Origin of the sequence: Streptomyces sp. x-80 (genome assembly GCF_046549095.1) — a bacterium.
In the GTDB taxonomy this organism is placed as follows: Bacteria; Actinomycetota; Actinomycetes; order Streptomycetales; family Streptomycetaceae; genus Streptomyces; species Streptomyces celluloflavus.
In genome coordinates, this window is the sequence record NZ_JAJPWM010000014.1 from 27,467 (window position 1) to 48,862 (window position 21,396).

Consider the following 21,396-nt stretch of genomic DNA (forward strand, 5'->3'; position numbering starts at 1 on the left):
GCCAGCCTAATGACGCCTGGTTAACGCCTGGTTAACGGTTTTCCGTTGCACCTTCCGGACGGTTCCGACCGCCCCGGGAGGCGGCCGCACTCACCCTTTCGGGTCGTCTGCGGCCGCCTCCCGAGTCCGTCTCCGACTTTCGTTCGAGTACGGTCCCCCTACCCCAACACCCCTCAGTTCAGGCCAAGTTCGTCGTCCAGCAGAGCAAACATGTCGCTGTCGGACGCGGACGCGAAGTCGAAATCGCGGTTTCCGTCGGCGGTCTCGCCCCGCAGGGCGGCCCACTTGCTCCTGAGCACCTCCAGCCGCCCGGCCACCTGCTGGTGTGCCGGTGCGTCGAGGGCACTTTCTGCCATCGCCTTCTCCAGCCGGTCGAGGACGCCGAGGACCGAGTCCGCGCCCGTGCCCGCCTCCTCCGTCGCGAGCCGGGCGACGAGGTGGTCCACGAGTTCGGCGGGGGTCGGGTAGTCGAAGAGCAGAGTGGCCGGCAGGCGCAGGCCCGTGGCCGTGTTGAGGCGGTTGCGGAATTCCACCGATGTCAGGGAGTCGAAGCCCAGCTCCTGGAACTGACTGGTCCGGCCGATCGCCGTCCCGTCGGTGTGCCCCAGTACGGCGGATGCCTGGTCGCGGACCAGCTCCAGGAGGACGTCGCGGCGTTCGTCGCCGCCCAGCGCGGCCAGGCGCCGGGTGAACGCGTCGGCCGGCTCCGGACCGGACGCGGTGGCGCGGCGCGGGGCCGTACGGATCAACCCGCGCAACAGGGCGGGCGGTTCACCCTGGGCACGGAGGGCCGGGAGGTCCAGCCGGACCGGCAGCAGTACCGGTTCGGCGGTGGCGAGGGCCGCGTCGAAGAGCGCCACACCCTGGGCGACCGAGAGCGCCGGCATACCGGACTCCGCCAGCCGGTGCAGATCCCCCGCACTCAGCCCGCCGGTCATCCCCGCACCCCGCGCCCACGGACCCCACGCCAGCGACACACCCGGCAGACCCTCGGCACGACGCCGCTGGACCAAAGCGTCCAGGAAGGCATTTCCCGCCGCGTAGTTCGCCTGACCCGCACCACCGAACGTCCCCGCCACCGACGAGAACACCACGAAAGCGGACAGATCCAGATCACCGGTCAGCTCATGCAGATGCCACGCCGCATCGACCTTCGGCCGCAACACCTTGGCCAGACGATCCGGCGTCAGCGAACCGACCACACCGTCGTCCAGCACCCCCGCCGTATGCACCACCGCCCGTACCGGATGTCCACCCGGCACCGACGCCAGCGCCCCGGCCAGCGCACCCCGGTCCGCCACATCACACGCCACCACCGATACCCGCGCGCCGAGATCACCCAGCTCCGTCACGAGCTCCGCCGCACCCTCCGCATCCGCACCACGACGGCTCAACAACAACAGATGACGCACCCCGTGTCCCACCACCAGATGCCGGGCCACCACCGCACCCAGACCACCCGTACCGCCCGTGACCACGACGGTGCCCTCCGGATCCCACACCACCGCGGTATCCGCTTCCGTGACCCGGCCCAGCCGCGCGGCGAGCACCACGCCATCCCGCACCGCCACCTGCGGCTCGTCCGACCCCAGCGCCCGAACCAGGCCGGCCGCCGACGAGGCGTGCCCGTCCAGATCGACCAGACCGAACGAACCCGGATTCTCCGTCTGCGCGGACCGCACCAGGCCCCACACCGACGCCGCCGCCAGATCGTCACCCGCCACCGCACCCCGCGTCACGAACACCAACCGCGACGCCGCGAACCGCTCTTCCGCCAGCCACTGCTGCACCAGCGACAGCACCTCGGCGGTCGTGGCGTGCGCCGCTTCCGGCACTCCGGCGCCGGTCCCGCCCGTCACCTCTACCACCACCGTCGCGGGCACCGCGCCCTCGGCCGCCGCCAGCGACGGCAGATCGGCGTGTACGCCGACGGGCACGCCCAGTGCCTCGGCGAGCCCCAGGGTGTCGGGGCCCACCAGTGCCGGCGGTTCCGCGACCGTCTCCCCGGTTCCGGGCCCGGCCGGCACCCAGTCCACGCCGAACAGCGCGTCCCGGCCGGCCTGCGCCGGGTCGCTCAGCTGCTCCCGCGACACGGCCCGTACGACCAGCGAGTCCACCGAGGCCACCGGCCGGCCGGCCGCGTCGGCGACGGCGATCGACAGGGCGTCCGGGCCCGCCGGGGCCAGGCGCACCCGCAGCGCCGCGGCACCGGTCGCGTGCAGCGACACGCCCTCCCAGGAGAACGGCAGTCCGCCGCCGTCGTCCGCGCCGGTGACCAGCGAGGCGTGCAGCGCGGCGTCGAGCAGCGCGGGGTGCAGTCCGAACTCGCCCGCGGCGGCCCGTGCCTCCTCCGGCAGGCTCACCTCCGCGAAGATCTCGCCGTCGCGCACCCAGGCCGTCCGCAGTCCGCGGAACACCGGCCCGTACGCGAAGCCGAGCCCGGCGAACCGCTCGTAGCAGCCGTCCAGGTCCAGCGGCTCGGCGCCGGCCGGGGGCCAGGCGGTCGCGTCGAACGCGGTACCGGGCGCCGGGGTGCCGGTGGTGAGCGTGCCCAGGGCGTGCTGGGTCCAGGGCGTCTCCGCGTCCCCGGCGCCCGCCGGCCGCGAGTAGACGCCGACCGTGCGGCGGCCCGCGTCGTCGGGGCCGTCCACCGAGATCTGCATCTGTACGGCGCCGTGTTCCGGCAGCACCAAGGGGGCGGCCAGGGTCAGGTCCTCGATGCGGTCGCAGCCGACCTCGTCGCCGGCCCGCAGCGCCAGTTCCACGAAGGCCGTACCCGGCAGCAGGACGTGGCCCAGTACCGCATGGTCGGCCAGCCACGGGTGCGACGGTACCGACAGCCGTCCGGTGAACACCACGCCCTCGCCCCCGGCCAGCGGAACCGCCGCGCCCAGCAGCGGGTGCCCGGCCGCGCCCAGTCCCGCCGCGCGGACGTCGCCGGTGCCGCCGACGGGTCCGGCCGGCCAGAACCACTGGCGCTGGAACGCGTACGTCGGCACGTCCACCCGGGACGCGCCCGTACCGGCGAAGAGACCGGCCCAGTCGACCGTGGCCGCACCGTGTACGTGGAGTTGTGCGAGCGCGCCGACGGCCGCCAGTTCCTCGGGCCGGTCCTTGCGGAGGGCGGGTACGACGACGGCCTCGTCCGGCAGCGACTCGCGTGCCATGGCGGCGAGCACACCGTCCGGACCCAGTTCCAGGAACGCGCCGACGCCCTGCTCGGCGAGGGTGCGCACCCCGTCGGCGAACCGGACGGCCTCCCGTACGTGCCGCACCCAGTAGTCGGGCGAGCGGAGTTCGTCCGCCGCGGCCAGACCGCCGGTGAGATGGGAGACGACCGTGATGACCGGCTCGTGGAAGGTGAGCCCTTCGACGACGGTGCGGAAGTCGTCCAGCATCGGGTCCATCAGCGGCGAATGGAAGGCGTGCGAGACCCGCAGCCGGGTCGTCTTCCGGCCGTCCGCCGCGAGCCGCGCGGCGGCCTCCGACACGGCGGCCTCCGCCCCGGAGATCACCACGGCGGCGGGACCGTTGACCGCGGCCACCGAGACGAGGGGGCCGGTGAGCAGCGGCAGGACATCCGCCTCGGCGGCCTGCACGGCCACCATCGCCCCGCCCGGCGGCAGCGCCTGCATCAGGTTGGCGCGCGCCGTCACGAGGCGGCAGGCGTCCGCCAGCGAGAACACCCCCGCCACATGTGCGGCGGCCACCTCGCCGATGGAATGGCCGCCCACGAACTCCGGTCGGACACCGAGGGATTCGACCAGCCGGTACAGGGCGACTTCCACCGCGAACAGTGCGGGCTGCGCGAAGCCCGTGCGGCTGAGCAGCTCCGCGTCGTCGCCCCACATCACCTCGCGCAGCGGGCGGCCGTCCGGCTCCGCGGTGAGCTCTGCCAGTACGGCATCCAGGGCGTCGGCGAAGACCGGGAAGCGCCCGTACAACTCCCGTCCCATGCCCAGCCGTTGCGATCCCTGACCCGAGAAGAGCACGGCCGGCGGACCGGCGTCCGCCGCCACCCCACGGGCCAGTTCGGAGACACCCCGCTCCGACGGCAGCAGGACGGCACGGTGCGGGAACACCGACCGGCCGGCCGCCAGGGAGTAGCCGAGGTCGGCGGGTGTCGCCTCGGGGTGGTCCGCCGCGAAGGAGGCCAGCCGGTCCGTCTGCGCAGCGAGCGCGGCGTCGGTCTTCGCCGACACCACCCACGGCACGACGTCCGGTACGGCGTGCGGCCGCCCGGCAGGCGTCCCGGACCCCGCCCCGGCAGGCGTCTCGGTCGGCTTCTCGGCCGGCGGGGCCTGCTCCAGTACCACGTGCGCGTTCGTCCCGCTGATCCCGAAGGACGACACACCGGCCCGTCGCGGATGCCCGGCCGCCGGCCAGGGGGTGTTCGCCGCCAGCAGCTCCACCGCGCCCGCCGCCCAGTCCACGTGGGACGAGGGCACCTGCGCGTGCAGGGTGCGCGGCAGCGTGCCGCGCACCATGGCCAGCACCATCTTGATGACACCGGCGACGCCGGCGGCGGCCTGGGTGTGGCCGATGTTGGACTTCACCGAGCCGAGCAGCAGCGGACGGTCCGCGTCCCGGTCGCGGCCGTACGTCGCCAGCAGCGCCTGGGCCTCGATCGGATCGCCCAGCGTCGTCCCCGTACCGTGCGCCTCCACCGCATCCACGTCCTCCGCGGACAGACCGGCACTGGCCAGGGCCTGACGGATGACACGCTGCTGGGAGGGACCGTTGGGCGCGGTCAGACCGTTCGACGCACCGTCCTGATTGACCGCGCTGCCACGCACCACGGCCAGTACCCGGTGGCCGTTGCGCCGGGCGTCGGAGAGCCGCTCCAGGACGAGAATGCCGACGCCCTCGGACCAGCCGACGCCGTCGGCCGCGTCGGAGAACGCCTTGCACCGCCCGTCCGGGGAGAGGCCGCGCTGCCGGGAGAACTCCACGAACGCGGTCGGGGTGGACATGACGGTCACACCACCGGCGAGCGCCAGCGAGCACTCGCCGGCGCGCAGCGCCTGAGCGGCCAGGTGCAGCGAGACGAGGGACGACGAGCAGGCCGTGTCGACCGTGACGGCCGGGCCTTCCAGTCCGAAGGTGTAGGACACCCGGCCGGAGGCCACGCTCCCGGCGCTGCCCTGGCCCTGGTGCCCCTCGAACTCCTTGCGGGCCAGCGCCGTGCCGTAGTCGTTGTACATGACGCCGGCGAAGACACCGGTCCGGCTGCCGCGCAGCGAGACCGGGTCGATACCGGCCCGCTCGATCGCCTCCCACGACGTCTCCAGCAGCAACCGCTGCTGCGCGTCCGTCGCCAGCGCCTCCCGCGGACTCATCCCGAAGAAGCCCGGATCGAACTCACCCGCGTCGTGCAGGAACCCGCCCCGTCGTGTGGTGGACGTACCCGAGTGGTCCGGATCCGGGTGGAAGAGCGCGTCCACGTCCCAGCCGCGGTTGACCGGGAAGTCGGAGATCGCGTCGGCACCGTCGGTGACCAGCTGCCACAGGTCTTCCGGTGAACGGACCCCGCCGGGATACCGGCAGCTCATCCCCACGATCACGATGGGATCGTCGGCCGTGGGCGGCACGCTCGGCGCCGGTGTCCGGGCCTCGGGCTCGGTACCGAAGAGTTCCTCCTCGACGTGTGCCACCAGCGCGGCCACGGTCGGGTAGTCGAAGACGAGTGTGGCGGACAGCCGCAGACCGGTCGTCTTGGTCAGCCGGTTGCGCAGTTCGACCGCGGTGAGGGAGTCGAAGCCCAGGTCCTGGAACTGCCGGTGTACGTCGACGCCGTCGGCGCCGTCGTGCCCGAGCACCTGCGCGACCTGGCCGCGGACCAGATCCAGCAGCGTCGTCCGCCGTTCCGACGGTTCCATGCGGCCCAGCCGCTCCGCGAATCCGGCTGCCGCGGCCGATCCCGTGGCCACGGCCCGGCGCGCACGGGTCCGGACCAGACCGCGCAGCAACGCGGGGAGCGCGGTCCCCGCCTGCGTGCGGAGGGCCTGGAGGTCGAGCCGTACGGGCAGGACGAGCGGTTCCGCGGTGGTGAGCGCCGCGTCGAAGAGGAGCGTGCCCTGGGCGGCGGAGAGAGCGGGCATACCGGACTTGGCCATGCGGGCGAGATCGGCCTCGGAGAGACCGCTGGTCATTCCGGTGTCCTGGGCCCAGGGGCCCCACGCCAGCGACACACCCGGCAGACCCTCAGCACGACGCCGCTGAACCAAAGCGTCCAGGAAGGCATTGCCCGCCGCATAGTTCGCCTGGCCGGCACCGCCGAACGTCCCCGCCACCGACGAGAACACCACGAAGGCGGACAGGTCCAGATCACGGGTCAGCTCATGCAGATGCCACGCCGCATCCACCTTCGGCCGCAACACGCCCACAAGCCGCTCAGCAGTCATCGACCCGACAACACCGTCATCAAGCACACCCGCCGCGTGCACCACCGCCGACACCACATGACCGGCCAGCAGACCAGCCACAGCATCACGGTCCGCCACATCACAAGCCACGACCTGAGCCTCAGCACCACAAGCCGCCAGCTCCGCCACCAGACCAACCGCGCCCGGACTCTCACCACCCCGCCGACTGACGAGCAGCAGGCGCCGCACATCATGCTCGGTCACCAAATGACGCGCGACCACCGCACCCAGACCACCCGTACCACCCGTGATCAGCACCGCACCATCGCCGTCGCCCCAGACGGGCGCCACCGCCTGCTCACCAACAGCCGCACGCACCAGACGCGCCGCCCGCAGCTCCCCCTCCCGCACAACCAGCTGCGGCTCATCCACCGCCAACGCCCGCACCAACACCGACCCCGACAACCCGACGGACTCCCCCGACACCGAGGACTCCAGATCCAACAGACCGAAGACACCGGGATGTTCTGACTGCGCGGAGCGCACCAGACCCCACACCGACGCCGCCGCCAGATCCTCACCACCCACCGCACCACGGGTGACGAACACCAGACGGGAGTCGGCACACCGCTCGTCCGCCAACCACTCCTGTACCCGGGCCAGCGCGCCCGAGACAAGCGCGTGCACCGAGCCGACAGCCTCCGCACTCGGCGCCGCCTGCACGGACACCAGGACGGTGTCCGGCACCGGAGCGTCCAGCGGCACCGCGTCCGCCGCCGTGACGGCCTCGACCCCCGAGCCCCGCAAGGCATCGGCCAGACCGAACACATCCGATCCCAGCACCGCCACCGAGCCCGTCACCGCGTCGGCGGCGGGCACCGGCACCCAGTCCACACCGAACAACGCATCGCGCACCACACCACCCGCACCATCCACGCCGCTCAGCTGTTCCGCCGAGACCGCACGCGCCAGCAGCGAATCCACCGTGGCGACCAGCTCACCAGCCGCATCCGCCACCGCAACCGACACCGCACCCTCACCCGACTCCACCAGCCGCACCCGCAACGACGACGCCCCGGTCGCACGCAACCGCACGCCCTCCCACGAGAACGGCAACCCACCCCCATCACCAACAACCAACGCCGCATGCAACGCAGAATCCAACAAGGCCGGATGCAACCCGAACCCCGCCACCTCCACACCCTCCGGCAAACTCACCTCAGCAAACACCTCACCACCACGCCGCCACACCGCCCGCAACCCCCGGAACACCGGCCCATAACCGAAGCCCCGCTCCACAAACCGCTCATAGCAACCCTCAACATCCACCGCTTCGGCACCCGTCGGCGGCCACACCCCAGCATCGAAACCAACGTCAGCCGCCCGCTCGGGAGCCACGGTCAGCACACCAGAAGCATGCTCAGTCCACGACTGCTGATCGGCGTCCGCAAGCCGGGAGTGAATCGTGACCGTACGACGGCCGGCGTCATCCGCATCACCCACACGCACCTGCACCTGCACCGCACCACGCTCCGGCAACACCAACGGCGCCGCCAGCGTCAACTCCTCCACCACATCACAACCGACCTCATCACCGGCCCGCAGCGCCAACTCCACAAACGCCGTACCCGGCAACAACACCCGCCCCAACACCACATGATCCACCAACCACGGATGCGACTGCACCGACAACCGCCCCGTGAACAACACCCCCTCAGTTCCGGCTAGTTCGACAGACCCGTTCAGAAGCGGGTGTTCGACGGAGGTGAGCCCGACGGCGGCGGCATCGGCGATGGAGGGCGCGCCCACCGGCCAGAACCACTGGTGCTGGAAGGCGTATGTCGGCAGTGCCACGCGCCGCGCGCCCGTTTCGGCGAAGAATCCGGTCCAGTCGACGGGGATGCCGCGCACATGCAGCTGCGCGAGTGCCGTGACGGCCGAGTGCTCTTCGGGCCGGTTCTTGCGCAGGACGGGCACGGTGACGGCCGTCTCCGGCAACGACTCCTGAGCCATGGCTGACAGCACCCCATCGGGACCCAGCTCCAGGAAGGTATTCACCCCCTGCTCAGCAAGCGTCCGCACCCCGTCGGCGAACCGCACCGCCTCCCGGACATGCCGCACCCAATACTCCGGCGCACACAACTCCCCGGCATCGGCGAGACCACCGGTCAGGTTCGACACCACCGGAACCGACGGAACGGCGAACGACAACCCCTCCACCACCGCACGGAATTCGTCCAACATCGGATCCATCAATGGCGAATGGAACGCGTGACTCACCGACAACCGCGAAACCTTACGCCCCTCCCCCACCAACCGCTCCGCCACATCGCCAACCGCACCCTCAACACCCGAAACCACCACCGACGACGGCCCATTCACCGCCGCCACCGAGACCCCCTCAACCAGCAACGGGATCACCTCGGCTTCAGTAGCCCGAACCGCGACCATCGCACCGCCGCCGGGCAGCGCCTGCATCAGCCGCGCCCGCGCGGCGACCAGCCGACAGGCATCCGCAAGCGAGAACACCCCCGCCACGTGCGCCGCCGCGATCTCACCGATCGAATGCCCACCCACGAAATCCGGCCGCACGCCCCACGACTCCACCAGACGGAACAGCGCCACCTCGACCGCGAACAAGGCCGGCTGCGTCCACCCCGTCTCGCCCAGCGCCTCCGCGTCCGCACCCCACATGACCTCCCGCAACGACCGGCCCAGAAGAGGGTCCAACTCGGCGGTGACAGCATCCAGGGCCTCGGCGAACACCGGGAACCGCTCGGACAACTCCCGCCCCATACCAAGCCGCTGACTGCCCTGACCCGAGAACAACACCGCCGACTTACCACCCACCACCGAACCGGTCACCGTCACGGTGTCCAGCTCACCGGCCTCCAACGACGCCAGGGCCCCTACGGCCTCGGCGCGCTCAGCCGCCACCACCACTGCACGATGCGCAAAGCCCGTACGCCCCGTCGCCAACGACAACCCCACATCCACCGGCCGCAACTCCGGCAACGACTCCACATACCCCAACAACCGCCCCGCCTGCGCCCGCACCGCCTCCACCGACCGACCGGAAACCACCCACGGCACCACACCCACAGGCCCCACCCGACCCGGACCATCCACCACCGACGACTGCACCACCGCATCCACCACCGGCGGCTGCTCCACAATCACATGCGCATTCGTCCCACTGATCCCGAACGACGACACCCCCGCACGCCGCACCCGCCCCGACACAGGCCACCCCACAGCCTCCGACAACAACTCCACCGCACCCGCCGACCAATCCACATGCGACGACGGCACCCCCACATGCAACGTCCGCGGCAACACCCCAAACCGCAACGCCAACACCATCTTCATCACACCCGCCACACCCGCAGCCGCCTGCGCATGACCAATGTTGGACTTGATCGTGCCCAGCCACAGCGGCCGTTCCGGATCGCGGGACTGCCCATACGTCGCCAACAGCGCCTGGGCCTCGATCGGATCGCCCAGCGTCGTCCCCGTACCGTGCGCCTCCACCGCATCCACGTCCTCCGCGGACAGACCGCCACTGGCCAGGGCCTGACGAATAACCCGCTGCTGCGACGGACCGTTCGGCGCCGTAAGACCGTTCGACGCACCGTCCTGATTGACGGCCGAGCCCCGCAGCACGGCCAGGATGTCGTGACCGTTGCGCCGCGCGTCGGAAAGCCGCTCCAGGACCAGAATGCCCACACCCTCGGACCAGCCGACACCATCCGCCGCATCCGAGAACGCCTTGCACCGACCATCCGGCGACAGACCACGCTGCCGCGAAAACTCCACAAACGTACTCGGCGTCGACATCACCGTCACACCACCCGCCAACGCCAACGAGCACTCACCCGCCCGCAACGCCTGAGCCGCCCAATGCATCGCCACCAACGACGACGAACACGCCGTATCCACCGTCACCGCCGGGCCTTCGAAGCCGAAGGTGTACGCGACCCGGCCCGAGGCGACGCTGAGCGCGCTGCCCTGGCCCTGGAAGCCTTCGAACTCCTTGCCGTGGAGGGTGGTGGCGTAGTCGCTGTACATGACGCCGGTGAAGACACCGGTCTGGCTGTCGCGCAGGGAGGCCGGGTCGATACCGGCCTGTTCGATCGCCTCCCAGGAGGTCTCCAGCAGCAACCGCTGCTGTGCGTCCGTCGCCAGCGCCTCCCGCGGACTCATCCCGAAGAACTCCGGATCGAACGCACCCGCGTCGTGCAGGAACCCGCCCCGCCGTGTGGTGGACGTACCCGAGTGGTCCGGATCGGGGTCGAAGAGCGCGTCCACGTCCCAGCCACGGTTGACCGGGAAGTCCGAGATGACGTCGGCGCCTTCCGTGACGACGCGCCACAGGTCTTCCGGCGAACGGACCCCGCCCGGGTAACGGCAGGCCATGCCGACGATCACGATCGGGTCGTCGGCGAGCGCCGGCAGCGGAGGTGCCGGGGTCTCGGTCTCGGCGGTCTCGGCGCCGAACAGTTCGTCGAGAAGGTGGTCCGCCAGCGCCGTCAGGGTCGGATGGTCGAAGATCATGGTGGCCGGCAGCCGGAGCCCTGTCGTGGCGTTCAGCCGGTTCCGCAGTTCCACGGCGGTCAGCGAATCGAAGCCCAGGTCCCGGAATGCCCGCACCGGATCGACACTGTCGCCGCCGGTGTGGCCCAGTACGAGGGCGGCCTGCCCCCGTACGAGATCGAGCAGGGCCGCACGCCGGTCCGCGCGCTCCAGCCGGCTCAGCTGCTGCGTCAGTCCGGTGTCCGCGCCCGCCACCGCCTGGCGGCGGGACCGGGTGCGGACCAGGCCCCGCAGCAGCGGAGCGATCTCACCCTGGGCGCGGAGTGCCGGCAGGTCGAGCCGTACGGGTGCGACCGCCGGCTCACCGGTGGCCAGCGCCGCGTCGAAGAGCGCCACGCCCTGCTCCACCGACAGCAGCGGCATGCCCGCGGTCTCGGCCCGGCGCAGATCCCGGTCGTCCAGCCCGCTGGTCATGCCCGCCTGCTGGGCCCAGGGTCCCCAGGCCAGCGACACGCCCGGCCGTCCCTCGGCTCGCCGATGTGCGGCGAGGGCGTCCAGGAAGGCGTTCCCCGCCGCGTAGTTGCCCTGTCCCGCGCTGCCGAAGGTGCCGGCGGCGGAGGAGAAGAGCACGAAGGCGGACAGGTCCAGGTCCCGGGTGAGTTCGTGCAGATGCCATGCCGCGTCGGCCTTCGGCCGCAGTACGGTGGCCAGCCGCTCGGGCGTGAGCGAGCCGATGACACCGTCGTCGAGGACACCGGCGGTGTGGACGACGGCGGTCAGCGGATGGTCCGCCGGTACGCCCGCCAGCAGCCTGGCCACCGCGGCACGGTCGGCGAGATCGCATGCCGCGAGCGCCACCTCGGCGCCCTGCCCGGCCAGTTCCGCCACGAGGTCGGCCGCTCCGGGTGCGTCCGCACCTCGTCGGCCGGCCAGCAGCAGCCGCCGCACGCCGTGCTCCGCCACCAGGTGCCGGGCCAGAACGCTGCCCAGCCCGCCGGCGCCGCCGGTGATCAGGACCGTGCCTTCGGCATCCCAGACGGGGCCCGGTCCGCTGACCGCCCTACGGGCCAGCCGCCCGGCACGGAGGGCACCCTCACGGATCACCAGCTGCGGTTCGGCCACAGCAAGGGCTTGCGGCAACAGCGATTCGGACGAGGCGTCGGTGTCGGCGTCGGCGTCCGGATCGAGGTCGATGAGGCCGAAGACGCCGGGGTGTTCCGTCTGCGCGGAGCGCACCAGGCCCCACACCGACGCAGCGGCCACATCCGCGCCACCCACGGCACCACGGGTGACGAACACCAGGCGGGAGTCGGCACACCGCTCATCCGCCAACCACTCCTGCATCAACCGCAGCGCCCGGCCGGTCAGTTCATGGGCCGACTCCACGACATCGGCGCCCTGCTCACCGGCCATATGCGCGAGCACCACACCCGGGACCCCCGCAGCCGCCACCGCTGCCATGTCCGCATACCTGTCAGCCTCAACGCCCACAGGAACCACGGAACCCAGCACCGCCACCGGACCCGTCATCGCGTCGGCGGCGGGCACCGGCACCCAGTCCACACCGAACAACGCATCGCGCACCACACCACCCGCACCATCCACGCCGCTCAGCTGTTCCGCCGAGACCGCGCGCGCCAGCAGCGAATCCACCGTCGCCACCAGCTCACCAGCCGCATCCGCCACCGCAACCGACACCGCACCCTCACCCGACACCACCAACCGCACCCGCAACGACGACGCCCCCGTCGCACGCAACCGCACACCCTCCCACGAGAACGGCAACCCACCCCCATCACCAACAACCAACGCCGCATGCAACGCAGAATCCAACAAGGCCGGATGCAACCCGAACCCCGCCACCTCCACACCCTCCGGCAAACTCACCTCAGCAAACACCTCACCACCACGCCGCCACACCGCCCGCAACCCCCGGAACACCGGCCCATAACCGAAGCCCCGCTCCACAAACCGCTCATAGCAACCCTCAACATCCACCGCCACAGCACCCGTCGGCGGCCACACCCCAGCATCGAAACCAACGTCAGCCGCCCGCTCGGGAGCCACGGTCAGCACACCAGAAGCATGCTCAGTCCACGACCCCGCATCGGCGTCCGCAAGCCGGGAGTGAACCGTGACCGTACGACGGCCGGCGTCATCCGCATCACCCACACGCACCTGCACCTGGACCGCACCACGCTCCGGCAACACCAACGGCGCCGCCAGCGTCAACTCCTCCACCAGGTCACAACCGACCTCATCACCGGCCCGCAGCGCCAACTCCACAAACGCCGTACCCGGCAACAACACCCGCCCCAACACCGCATGATCCACCAACCACGGATGCGACTGCACCGACAACCGCCCCGTGAACAACACCCCCTCACCCTGGGCCAGTTCGACGGCTGCACCCAACAGCGGGTGCTCGGCCGAGCCCAGCCCTGCCGCACGCACATCGCCCGCTGCGCCCCGCTGACCGGTCGGCCAGAACCACTGGTGCTGGAACGCGTACGTCGGCAGGTCCACCCGGGACGCGCCCGTACCGGCGAAGAACTCCGACCAGTCGATCACGGCCGCGCCGTTCACATGGAGTTGCGCGAGCGCGCCGACGGCCGCCAGTTCCTCGGGCCGGTTCTTGCGCAGGACGGGCACGGTGACGGCCGTCTCCGGCAACGACTCCTGAGCCATGGCCGACAGCACCCCATCGGGACCCAGCTCCAGGAAGGTATTCACCCCCTGCTCAGCCAGCGTCCGCACCCCGTCGGCGAACCGCACCGCCTCCCGGACATGCCGCACCCAATACTCCGGCGCACACAACTCCTCAGCATCCGCCACACCACCCGTCAGATTCGACACCACCGGAACCGACGGAACGGCAAAGGACAACCCCTCCACCACCGCACGGAATTCGTCCAACATCGGATCCATCAATGGCGAATGGAACGCATGACTCACCGACAACCGAGAAACCTTGCGCCCCTCCCCCACCAACCGCTCCGCCACATCGCCAACCGCACCCTCAACACCCGAAACCACCACCGACGACGGCCCATTCACCGCCGCAATGGAAACCCCCTCACCCAACAACGGCGCCACCTCAGCCTCGGACGCCCGCACCGCCACCATCGCCCCACCACCCGGCAACGCCTGCATCAGCCCAGCCCGAGCCACCACCAACCGGCATGCATCCGCAAGCGAGAACACCCCCGCCACATGAGCCGCCGCGATCTCACCGATCGAATGCCCACCCACGAAGTCAGGCCGCACACCCCACGACTCCACCAGACGGAACAACGCCACCTCCACCGCGAACAACGCCGGCTGCGTCCACCCCGTCTCGCCCAGCGCCTCCGCGTCCGCACCCCACATGACCTCACGCAACGACCGGCCCAGAAGAGGATCCAACTCGGCGATGACAGCATCCAGGGCCTCGGCGAACACCGGGAACCGCTCGGACAACTCCCGCCCCATACCAAGCCGCTGACTGCCCTGACCCGAGAACAACACCGCCGACTTACCACCCACCACCGAACCCGACACCAACGCACCATCGGATTCACCGGCCGCCAGCGCCCCCAACGCCCGCGTCACATCGGCGCGCTCACTTGCCAGCACCACCGCACGATGCGCAAAGCCCGTACGGCCGGTCGCCAACGACAACCCCACATCCACCGGCCGCAAATCCGGCAACGACTCCACATACCCCAACAACCGCCCCGCCTGCGCCCGCACCGCCTCCACCGACCGACCGGAAACCACCCACGGCACCACCACCTCCCGCGCCACAGCCGGCAACTCCACCACACCGTCCACCACCGACGACTGCACCACCGCATCCACCACCGGCGGCTGCTCCACAATCACATGCGCATTCGTCCCACTGATCCCGAACGACGACACCCCCGCACGCCGCACCCGCCCCGACACAGGCCACTCCACAGCCTCCGACAACAACTCCACCGCACCCGCCGACCAATCCACATGCGACGACGGCACCCCCACATGCAACGTCCGCGGCAACACCCCAAACCGCAACGCCAACACCATCTTCATCACACCCGCCACACCCGCAGCCGCCTGGGTGTGGCCGATGTTGGACTTCACCGAGCCGAGCAGCAACGGCCGGTCCGCGTCCCGGTCCCGGCCGTACGTCGCCAACAGCGCCTGGGCCTCGATCGGATCGCCCAGCGTCGTCCCCGTACCGTGCGCCTCCACCGCATCCACGTCCTCCGCGGACAGACCGCCACTGGCCAGGGCCTGACGAATAACCCGCTGCTGCGACGGACCGTTCGGCGCCGTAAGACCGTTCGACGCACCGTCCTGATTGACCGCGCTGCCACGCAGTACAGCCAGCACCTGATGGCCATTGCGCCGCGCGTCGGAGAGCCGCTCCAGGACCAGAATGCCCACACCCTCGGACCAGCCGACACCATCCGCCGCATCCGAAAACGCCTTGCACCGACCATCCGGCGACAGACCACGCTGCCGCGAAAACTCCACAAACGTACTCGGCGTCGACATCACCGTCACACCACCCGCCAACGCCAACGAGCACTCACCCGCCCGCAACGCCTGAGCCGCCCAATGCATCGCCACCAACGACGACGAACACGCCGTATCCACCGTCACCGCCGGGCCTTCGAGCCCGAGGGTGTACGACACGCGGCCCGAGGCGACGCTCGGTGCGCTGCCGTTGCCGCGGAAGGCTTCGTACTCCTCGCCTGTGAGGGCGGTGCCGTAGTCGTTGTACATGACACCGGCGAAGACACCGGTCCGGCTGCCGCGCAGCGAGACCGGGTCGATACCGGCCCGCTCGATCGCCTCCCACGACGTCTCCAGCAGCAACCGCTGCTGCGCATCCGTCGCCAGCGCCTCCCGCGGACTCATCCCGAAGAACTCCGGATCGAACTCACCCGCATCGTGCAGGAACCCGCCCGTGCGGACATGGGTCCTGCCGGGGCGGTCGGGGTCCGGGTCGTAGAGGCCGTCGAGGTCCCAGCCGCGGTTGGCCGGGAAGTCCGAGATGGCGTCGGCGCCCTCGGTGACGAGGTGCCACAGGTCTTCCGGTGAACGGACGCCGCCCGGGTAGCGGCAGGCCATGCCGACGATCACGATCGGGTCGTCGGCGATCTCCGGCAGCGAGCCGGTTTCCGGGACGGGTGGCGCCAACTTGGTCTCGGTACCCAGCAGTTCATCGCGCAGATGGTCCGCGAGGGCGTTCGGCGTCGGGTAGTCGAAGACCATGGTGGCGGGCAGTCGCAGCCCCGTCACCGTGTTCAGGCCGTTGCGCAGCTCGACCGCGGTGAGGGAGTCGAAGCCCAGGTCCTGGAACTGGCGGGCCGCCTCGACCTCTCCGGCGCCGGTGTGACCCAGCACCTGGGCCACCTGGCCACGGACCAGGTCGAGCAGGGCCGCGCGGCGTTCGGCATCGTTCAGGCCGGCCAGGCGCTGGGTGAGGCCGTCGGCGGTCCTCGACAGGGTGGCCGCCGCGCGCCGGTGCGGGGTGCGGATGAGGCCGCGGAACAGCGGGGCGATCTCGCCCTGGGCGCGGAGTGCCGGCAGGTCGAGCCGTACGGGTGCGACCGCGGGCTCACCGGTGGCCAGCGCCGCGTCGAAGAGCGCCACGCCCTGCTCGACCGAGAGGGGCGGCATACCGGCGCGGGCGATGCGTTCCACGTCGATGTCGGTGAGCGAGCCGGTCATGCCGACGTCCCGCGTCCAGGGACCCCAGGCCAGTGCGAGGCCCGGCAGTCCGGCGCGCCGGCGGTGCTCGGCGAGGGCGTCGAGGAAGGCGTTGCCCGCCGCGTAGTTGGCCTGGCCCGCGCTGCCGAGGGTGGCGGCCACGGAGGAGAACATGACGAACGCGGACAGTTCGAGGTCGCGGGTCAGTTCGTGCAGGAGCCATGCCGCGTCGGCCTTGGGCCGGAGCACGGCGGCCAGCCGCTCGGGGGTCAGCGAGCCGATGACACCGTCGTCCACGACACCCGCGGTGTGGATGACGGCGGTCAGCGGATGGCCGGCCGGTACGCCGGCCAGCAGGTCCGCCAGGTCGGCGCGGTGGGTGACATCGCAGGCGGCAACCGTGGCCGTGGCGCCCAACTCGGCGAGTTCCGCGATGAGTTGGTCCGTGCCTTCGGCGGCGCGTCCGCGGCGGCTGACCAGCAGCAGGTGCCGTACGCCGTGCGTGGCCGCCAGGTGCCGGGCCAGGACGCGGCCGAGGCCGCCGGTGCCGCCGGTGATCAGGACCGTGCCCTCGGCGTCCCAGGGCGTCGTCCGGTCGTGGTCCCGGGGGGCCGGGACGCGCGTCAGGCGGGCGGCCCGCAGCTCGCCGCTCCGCACGGCGAGGTCGGTCTCGTCGGCGGTGGCGGCGAGGAACGGGCGGGTCGGCAGCGGGGCGGCGGGGTCGGGTTCCAGGTCGAGGAGGCCGAACCGGCCCGGGTTCTCCGTCCGGGCCGACCGGACGAGGCCGTGGACCGGCGCCGCCGCCAGGTCCTGGCCGTCCAGCGCGCCGCGGGTGACGAAGGTCAGGCGGGCGTCGGCGAACCGTTCCTCGGCCAGCCACTGCTGTACCTGGTCCAGTACGCGGGTGCCGACGGTGTGTGCCGAGGCCACGACGGCGCTCGCGTCGTTCGCGTCAGCGTGCTCGGTGGCGCCCGTCGCGGCCGTCAGGACCACGCGGGGCACCGGGCCGTCCGCCGTCGCCAGCGCCGCCAGGTCCGGGTGGACGGTCACCTCGGCGCCGTCGGCCCGTACCGCCTCGGCCAGGCCGAAGACGTCCGGGCCCACCACTGCCACGGGTCCGGGGCCGGCCGCCGTGCCGTCGGGGAGCGCTGTCCACGCGACGCGGAACAGGGCGTCCCGTGGCATGGCTCCGGCACCGGTCAGCTGTTCCTCGCGCAGCGGCCGCGAGACGAGGGAGTCCACCGAGGCGACGAGCCCGCCGGCGGTGTCGGCGACAGCGATGGAGACGGTGTCGTCCCCGGCGCGGGACAGCCGGGCGCGTACCACGGACGCGCCGGAGGCGAAGAGTGTCACGCCCTCCCACGCGAAGGGCAGTCCGCCGCGGCTGATCGCGCCGAGGTCGGCGTAGGCCGCGGCGTGCTGTGCGGCGTCCAGCAGCGCGGGGTGCAGACCGTACGCGGTGGCTGTCGCCTCGGCCTGTTCCGGCAGTGCCACTTCCGCGAAGACGTCGTCGCCGCGGAGCCAGACGGCTCGCAGGCCGCGGAAGACCGGTCCGTAGTCGAAGCCGAGCCCGGCGAGCCGGTCGTAGCAGCCGTCGAGGTCCACCGCCGCAGCGCCCGGCGGCGGCCATACCGCGGCGTCGAAGCCGGGGTCGGTGGCGGTCGCGGCGGTGCGCGGTGCGAGCACACCGGTGGCGTGCTGGTGCCAGGGGGCGTCGGCGGGGTCGCCGGAGGCCGCCGCCTCGGGCCGCGAGTACACGCCGAGCGTGCGGCGGCCCGCGTCGTCGGCGGCGCCGACCCGTACCTGCATCTGTACGGCACCGCGCTCCGGCAGCACCAGAGGGGCGGCGAGGGTCAGCTCCTCGACGCGGTCGCAGCCGGTTTCGTCGCCCGCGCGGATCGCCAGCTCGACGAAGGCCGTGCCCGGCAGCAGGATGCGGCCCTGTACGCCGTGGTCGGCGAGCCAGGGGTGGGTGGTGGCGGACAGTCTGCTGGTGAAGAGCAGGCCCTCGCCGTCGGCCAGTTCGACGGCCGCCCCGAGCAGCGGGTGACCGGCCGGGCCCAGTCCGGCGGCGGCGATACCGCCGGTGTGCGCGGCGGTGCCCGCCGGCCAGAAGCGCTGGTTCTGGAACGGATAGGTGGGCAGGTCAACCCGGCGGGCGCCGGTGCCCGCGTACACGTCCGCCCACCGCACGGTGGTGCCGCGGACGTGGATGCGCGCGAGGGCGGTGACGGCCGCGAGTTCTTCGGGGCGGTCCTTGCGCAGCAGCGGCACGATCGCGGCGGTGTCCGGCAGCGATTCCTGGGCCATGGCGGAGAGCACGCCGTCCGGGCCCAGTTCGAGGAAGGTGGTGACACCGCGGGTGGTGAGCGCGCGGACGCCGTCGGCGAAGCGGACCGGTTCGCGGACGTGGCGGACCCAGTAGCCGGCGGAGCACAGCTCCGCGCTCGGGGCCGGTTCGCCGGTCAGGTTGGAGATCACCGGGATGCGCGGTGCGTGGTAGGCGATGCTCTCGGCGATGTGCCGGAAGTCGTCCAGCATCGGGTCCATCAGCGGTGAGTGGAAGGCGTGCGAGACCCGCAGCCGGCTGGTCTTGCGGCCCTGTTCCGCCAGCCGGCCGGCGATCTCCAGCACCGCGTCCTCGGCGCCAGCGATCACCACCGACGACGGACCGTTGACCGCCGCCACCGACACCCGGCCGTCCAGCAGCGGACGGACCTCGTCCTCCGCCGCACCCACCGCCACCATCGCGCCGCCACCCGGCAGCGCCTGCATCAGCCGCGCCCGCGCGGCGACCAGCCGACAGGCATCCGGAAGCGAGAACACCCCCGCCACATGAGCCGCCGCGATCTCACCGATCGAATGCCCGCCCACGAAATCCGGCCGCACACCCAGCGACTCCACCAGACGGAACAACGCCACCTCAACCGCGAACAACGCCGGCTGCGTCCAGCCGGTCTCGCCCAGCGCCTCCGCGTCCGCACCCCACATGACCTCCCGCAGCGGCCGGTCCAGGTGGGGGTCCAGTTCGGCGGTGACGGTGTCGAGGTGGCGGGCGAACTCCGGGAACCGTGCGGCGAGTTCACGTCCCATGCCGAGACGTTGGGAGCCCTGGCCCGAGAAGAGTACGGCCAGGGGGCCCTCGCCGGCGGTGCCCCGGGCGATCTCGCGCGGGGGCTGCCCGCTGTCGTCGGCGAGGAACACCGCGCGGTGCTCGAAGGCGGAGCGTCCCGCGGCGAGCGAGAACCCGACGTCCACGGGCCCGAGGCCGGGGTGGTCGTGCAGGTGGGACAGGAGGCGGTCGCACTGCGCGTCCAGGGCTGCCGCGGTCCGGCCCGACACGGCCCACGGCAGGACCGCCGGCCGTACGTCCGCGGGCGCGTCCTCGGCGGCGGCCTGCGGTGGGGCCTGTTCCAGGATGACGTGGGCATTGGTGCCGCTGATCCCGAACGACGACACACCGCCGCGCCGGGCGCGGCCCGATTCGGGCCAGTCGACGGGCTCGTGGAGCAGCCGCACGGCACCGGCCGACCAGTCGACGTTCGTCGACGGCTCGGCGGCGTGCAGGGTGCGGGGCAGCACACCGCGCCGGATCGCCATGATCATCTTGATCACGCCGGCGGCGCCCGAGGCGGCCTGCGCGTGCCCGATGTTGGACTTGACGGAGCCCAGCCACAGCGGACGTTCGCGATCCTGGCCGTACGTGGCCAGCAGCGCCTGCGCCTCGATCGGGTCGCCCAGCGTCGTCCCCGTACCGTGCGCCTCGACCGCGTCCACGTCGGCCGGTGCCAGGTGGGCGCTCTCCAGTGCGGCGCGGATCACGCGCTGCTGGGAGGGGCCGTTGGGGGCGGTGAGGCCGTTGGAGGCGCCGTCCTGGTTGACGGCGCTGCCGCGCAGTACGGCGAGCACGGGGTGCCCGTTGCGCTGTGCGTCGGAGAGCCGCTCCAGGACGAGGAGGCCCGCGCCCTCGGCCCAGCCCGTGCCGTCCGCGGCGTCGGAGAACGGCTTGCAGCGGCCGTCCGCGGCCAGTCCGCTCTGCGAGGTGAAGGAGACGAAGGGGCCGGGCGTCGCCATGACGGAGGCGCCGCCGGCCAGTGCGAGCGAGCATTCGCCGCCCCGCAGGGCCTGGACCGCCCAGTGCATGGCGACCAGCGACGAGGAGCATCCGGTGTCGACGGTGACGGCGGGGCCTTCGCAGCCGAGGGTGTAGGAGAGCCGTCCGGAGATGACGCTGGCGGCGTGCCCGGTGGTGGCGTAGACCTCGGCGTCCTCGGCGGAGGCCGTGATGACCTCGCCGTAGTCCTGGCCGGTGGTGCCGACGAACACGCCGGCCTGGCTGCCGCGCAGCGTCGCCGGGTCGATGCCCGCGCGCTCCAGCGCCTCCCAGGCCACCTCCAGCAGCAGGCGCTGCTGCGGGTCCATCGCGACGGCCTCGCGCGGGGAGATCCCGAAGAACCCGGGGTCGAAGTGGGCGGCGTCGTGCACGAAGCCGCCCACCTGGGCGAGGCTGCGGCCGGGTCCGTCGCCCGCGAGGCGGTCGAGGTCCCAGCCCCGGTCGGTGGGGAAGTCCCCGATCACGTCCCGGCCCTCGGCGACCAGGTCCCACAGGTCCTCCGGGGAGGTGACGCCGCCCGGGAACCGGCAGCCGATCCCGACGACCGCGATGGGTTCCACGGCCGCCGCCACCAACTGCTGGTTCTGTTGGCGCAGCCGCTCGATCTCCTTCAGCGACGAGCGCAGCGCTTCGACGTACTGGTTGGTGGACGTGCTCATCGTTCTCCCCGGATCTCTTCCGTAGATCTCGTTCGGTCCGCCG

At 71.9% G+C, this 21,396-nt stretch carries 1 protein-coding gene; it reads right to left on the reverse strand.

All coding sequences use genetic code 11. The features are described 5' to 3' along the window. Window positions 1-173 precede the first annotated feature (173 nt). Window positions 174-21,353, reverse strand: a complete 21,180-nt coding sequence (locus ACLJWH_RS26525; RefSeq protein WP_411144264.1) for a type I polyketide synthase — start codon at window positions 21,351-21,353, stop codon at window positions 174-176. Window positions 21,354-21,396 lie beyond the last annotated feature (43 nt).

Bases quoted from the DNA above. Each gene is read 5' to 3' on its own strand.
- ACLJWH_RS26525 (WP_411144264.1), bottom strand. From the start codon at position 21,353: ATGAGCACGTCCACCAACCAGTACGTCGAAGCGCTGCGCTCGTCGCTG.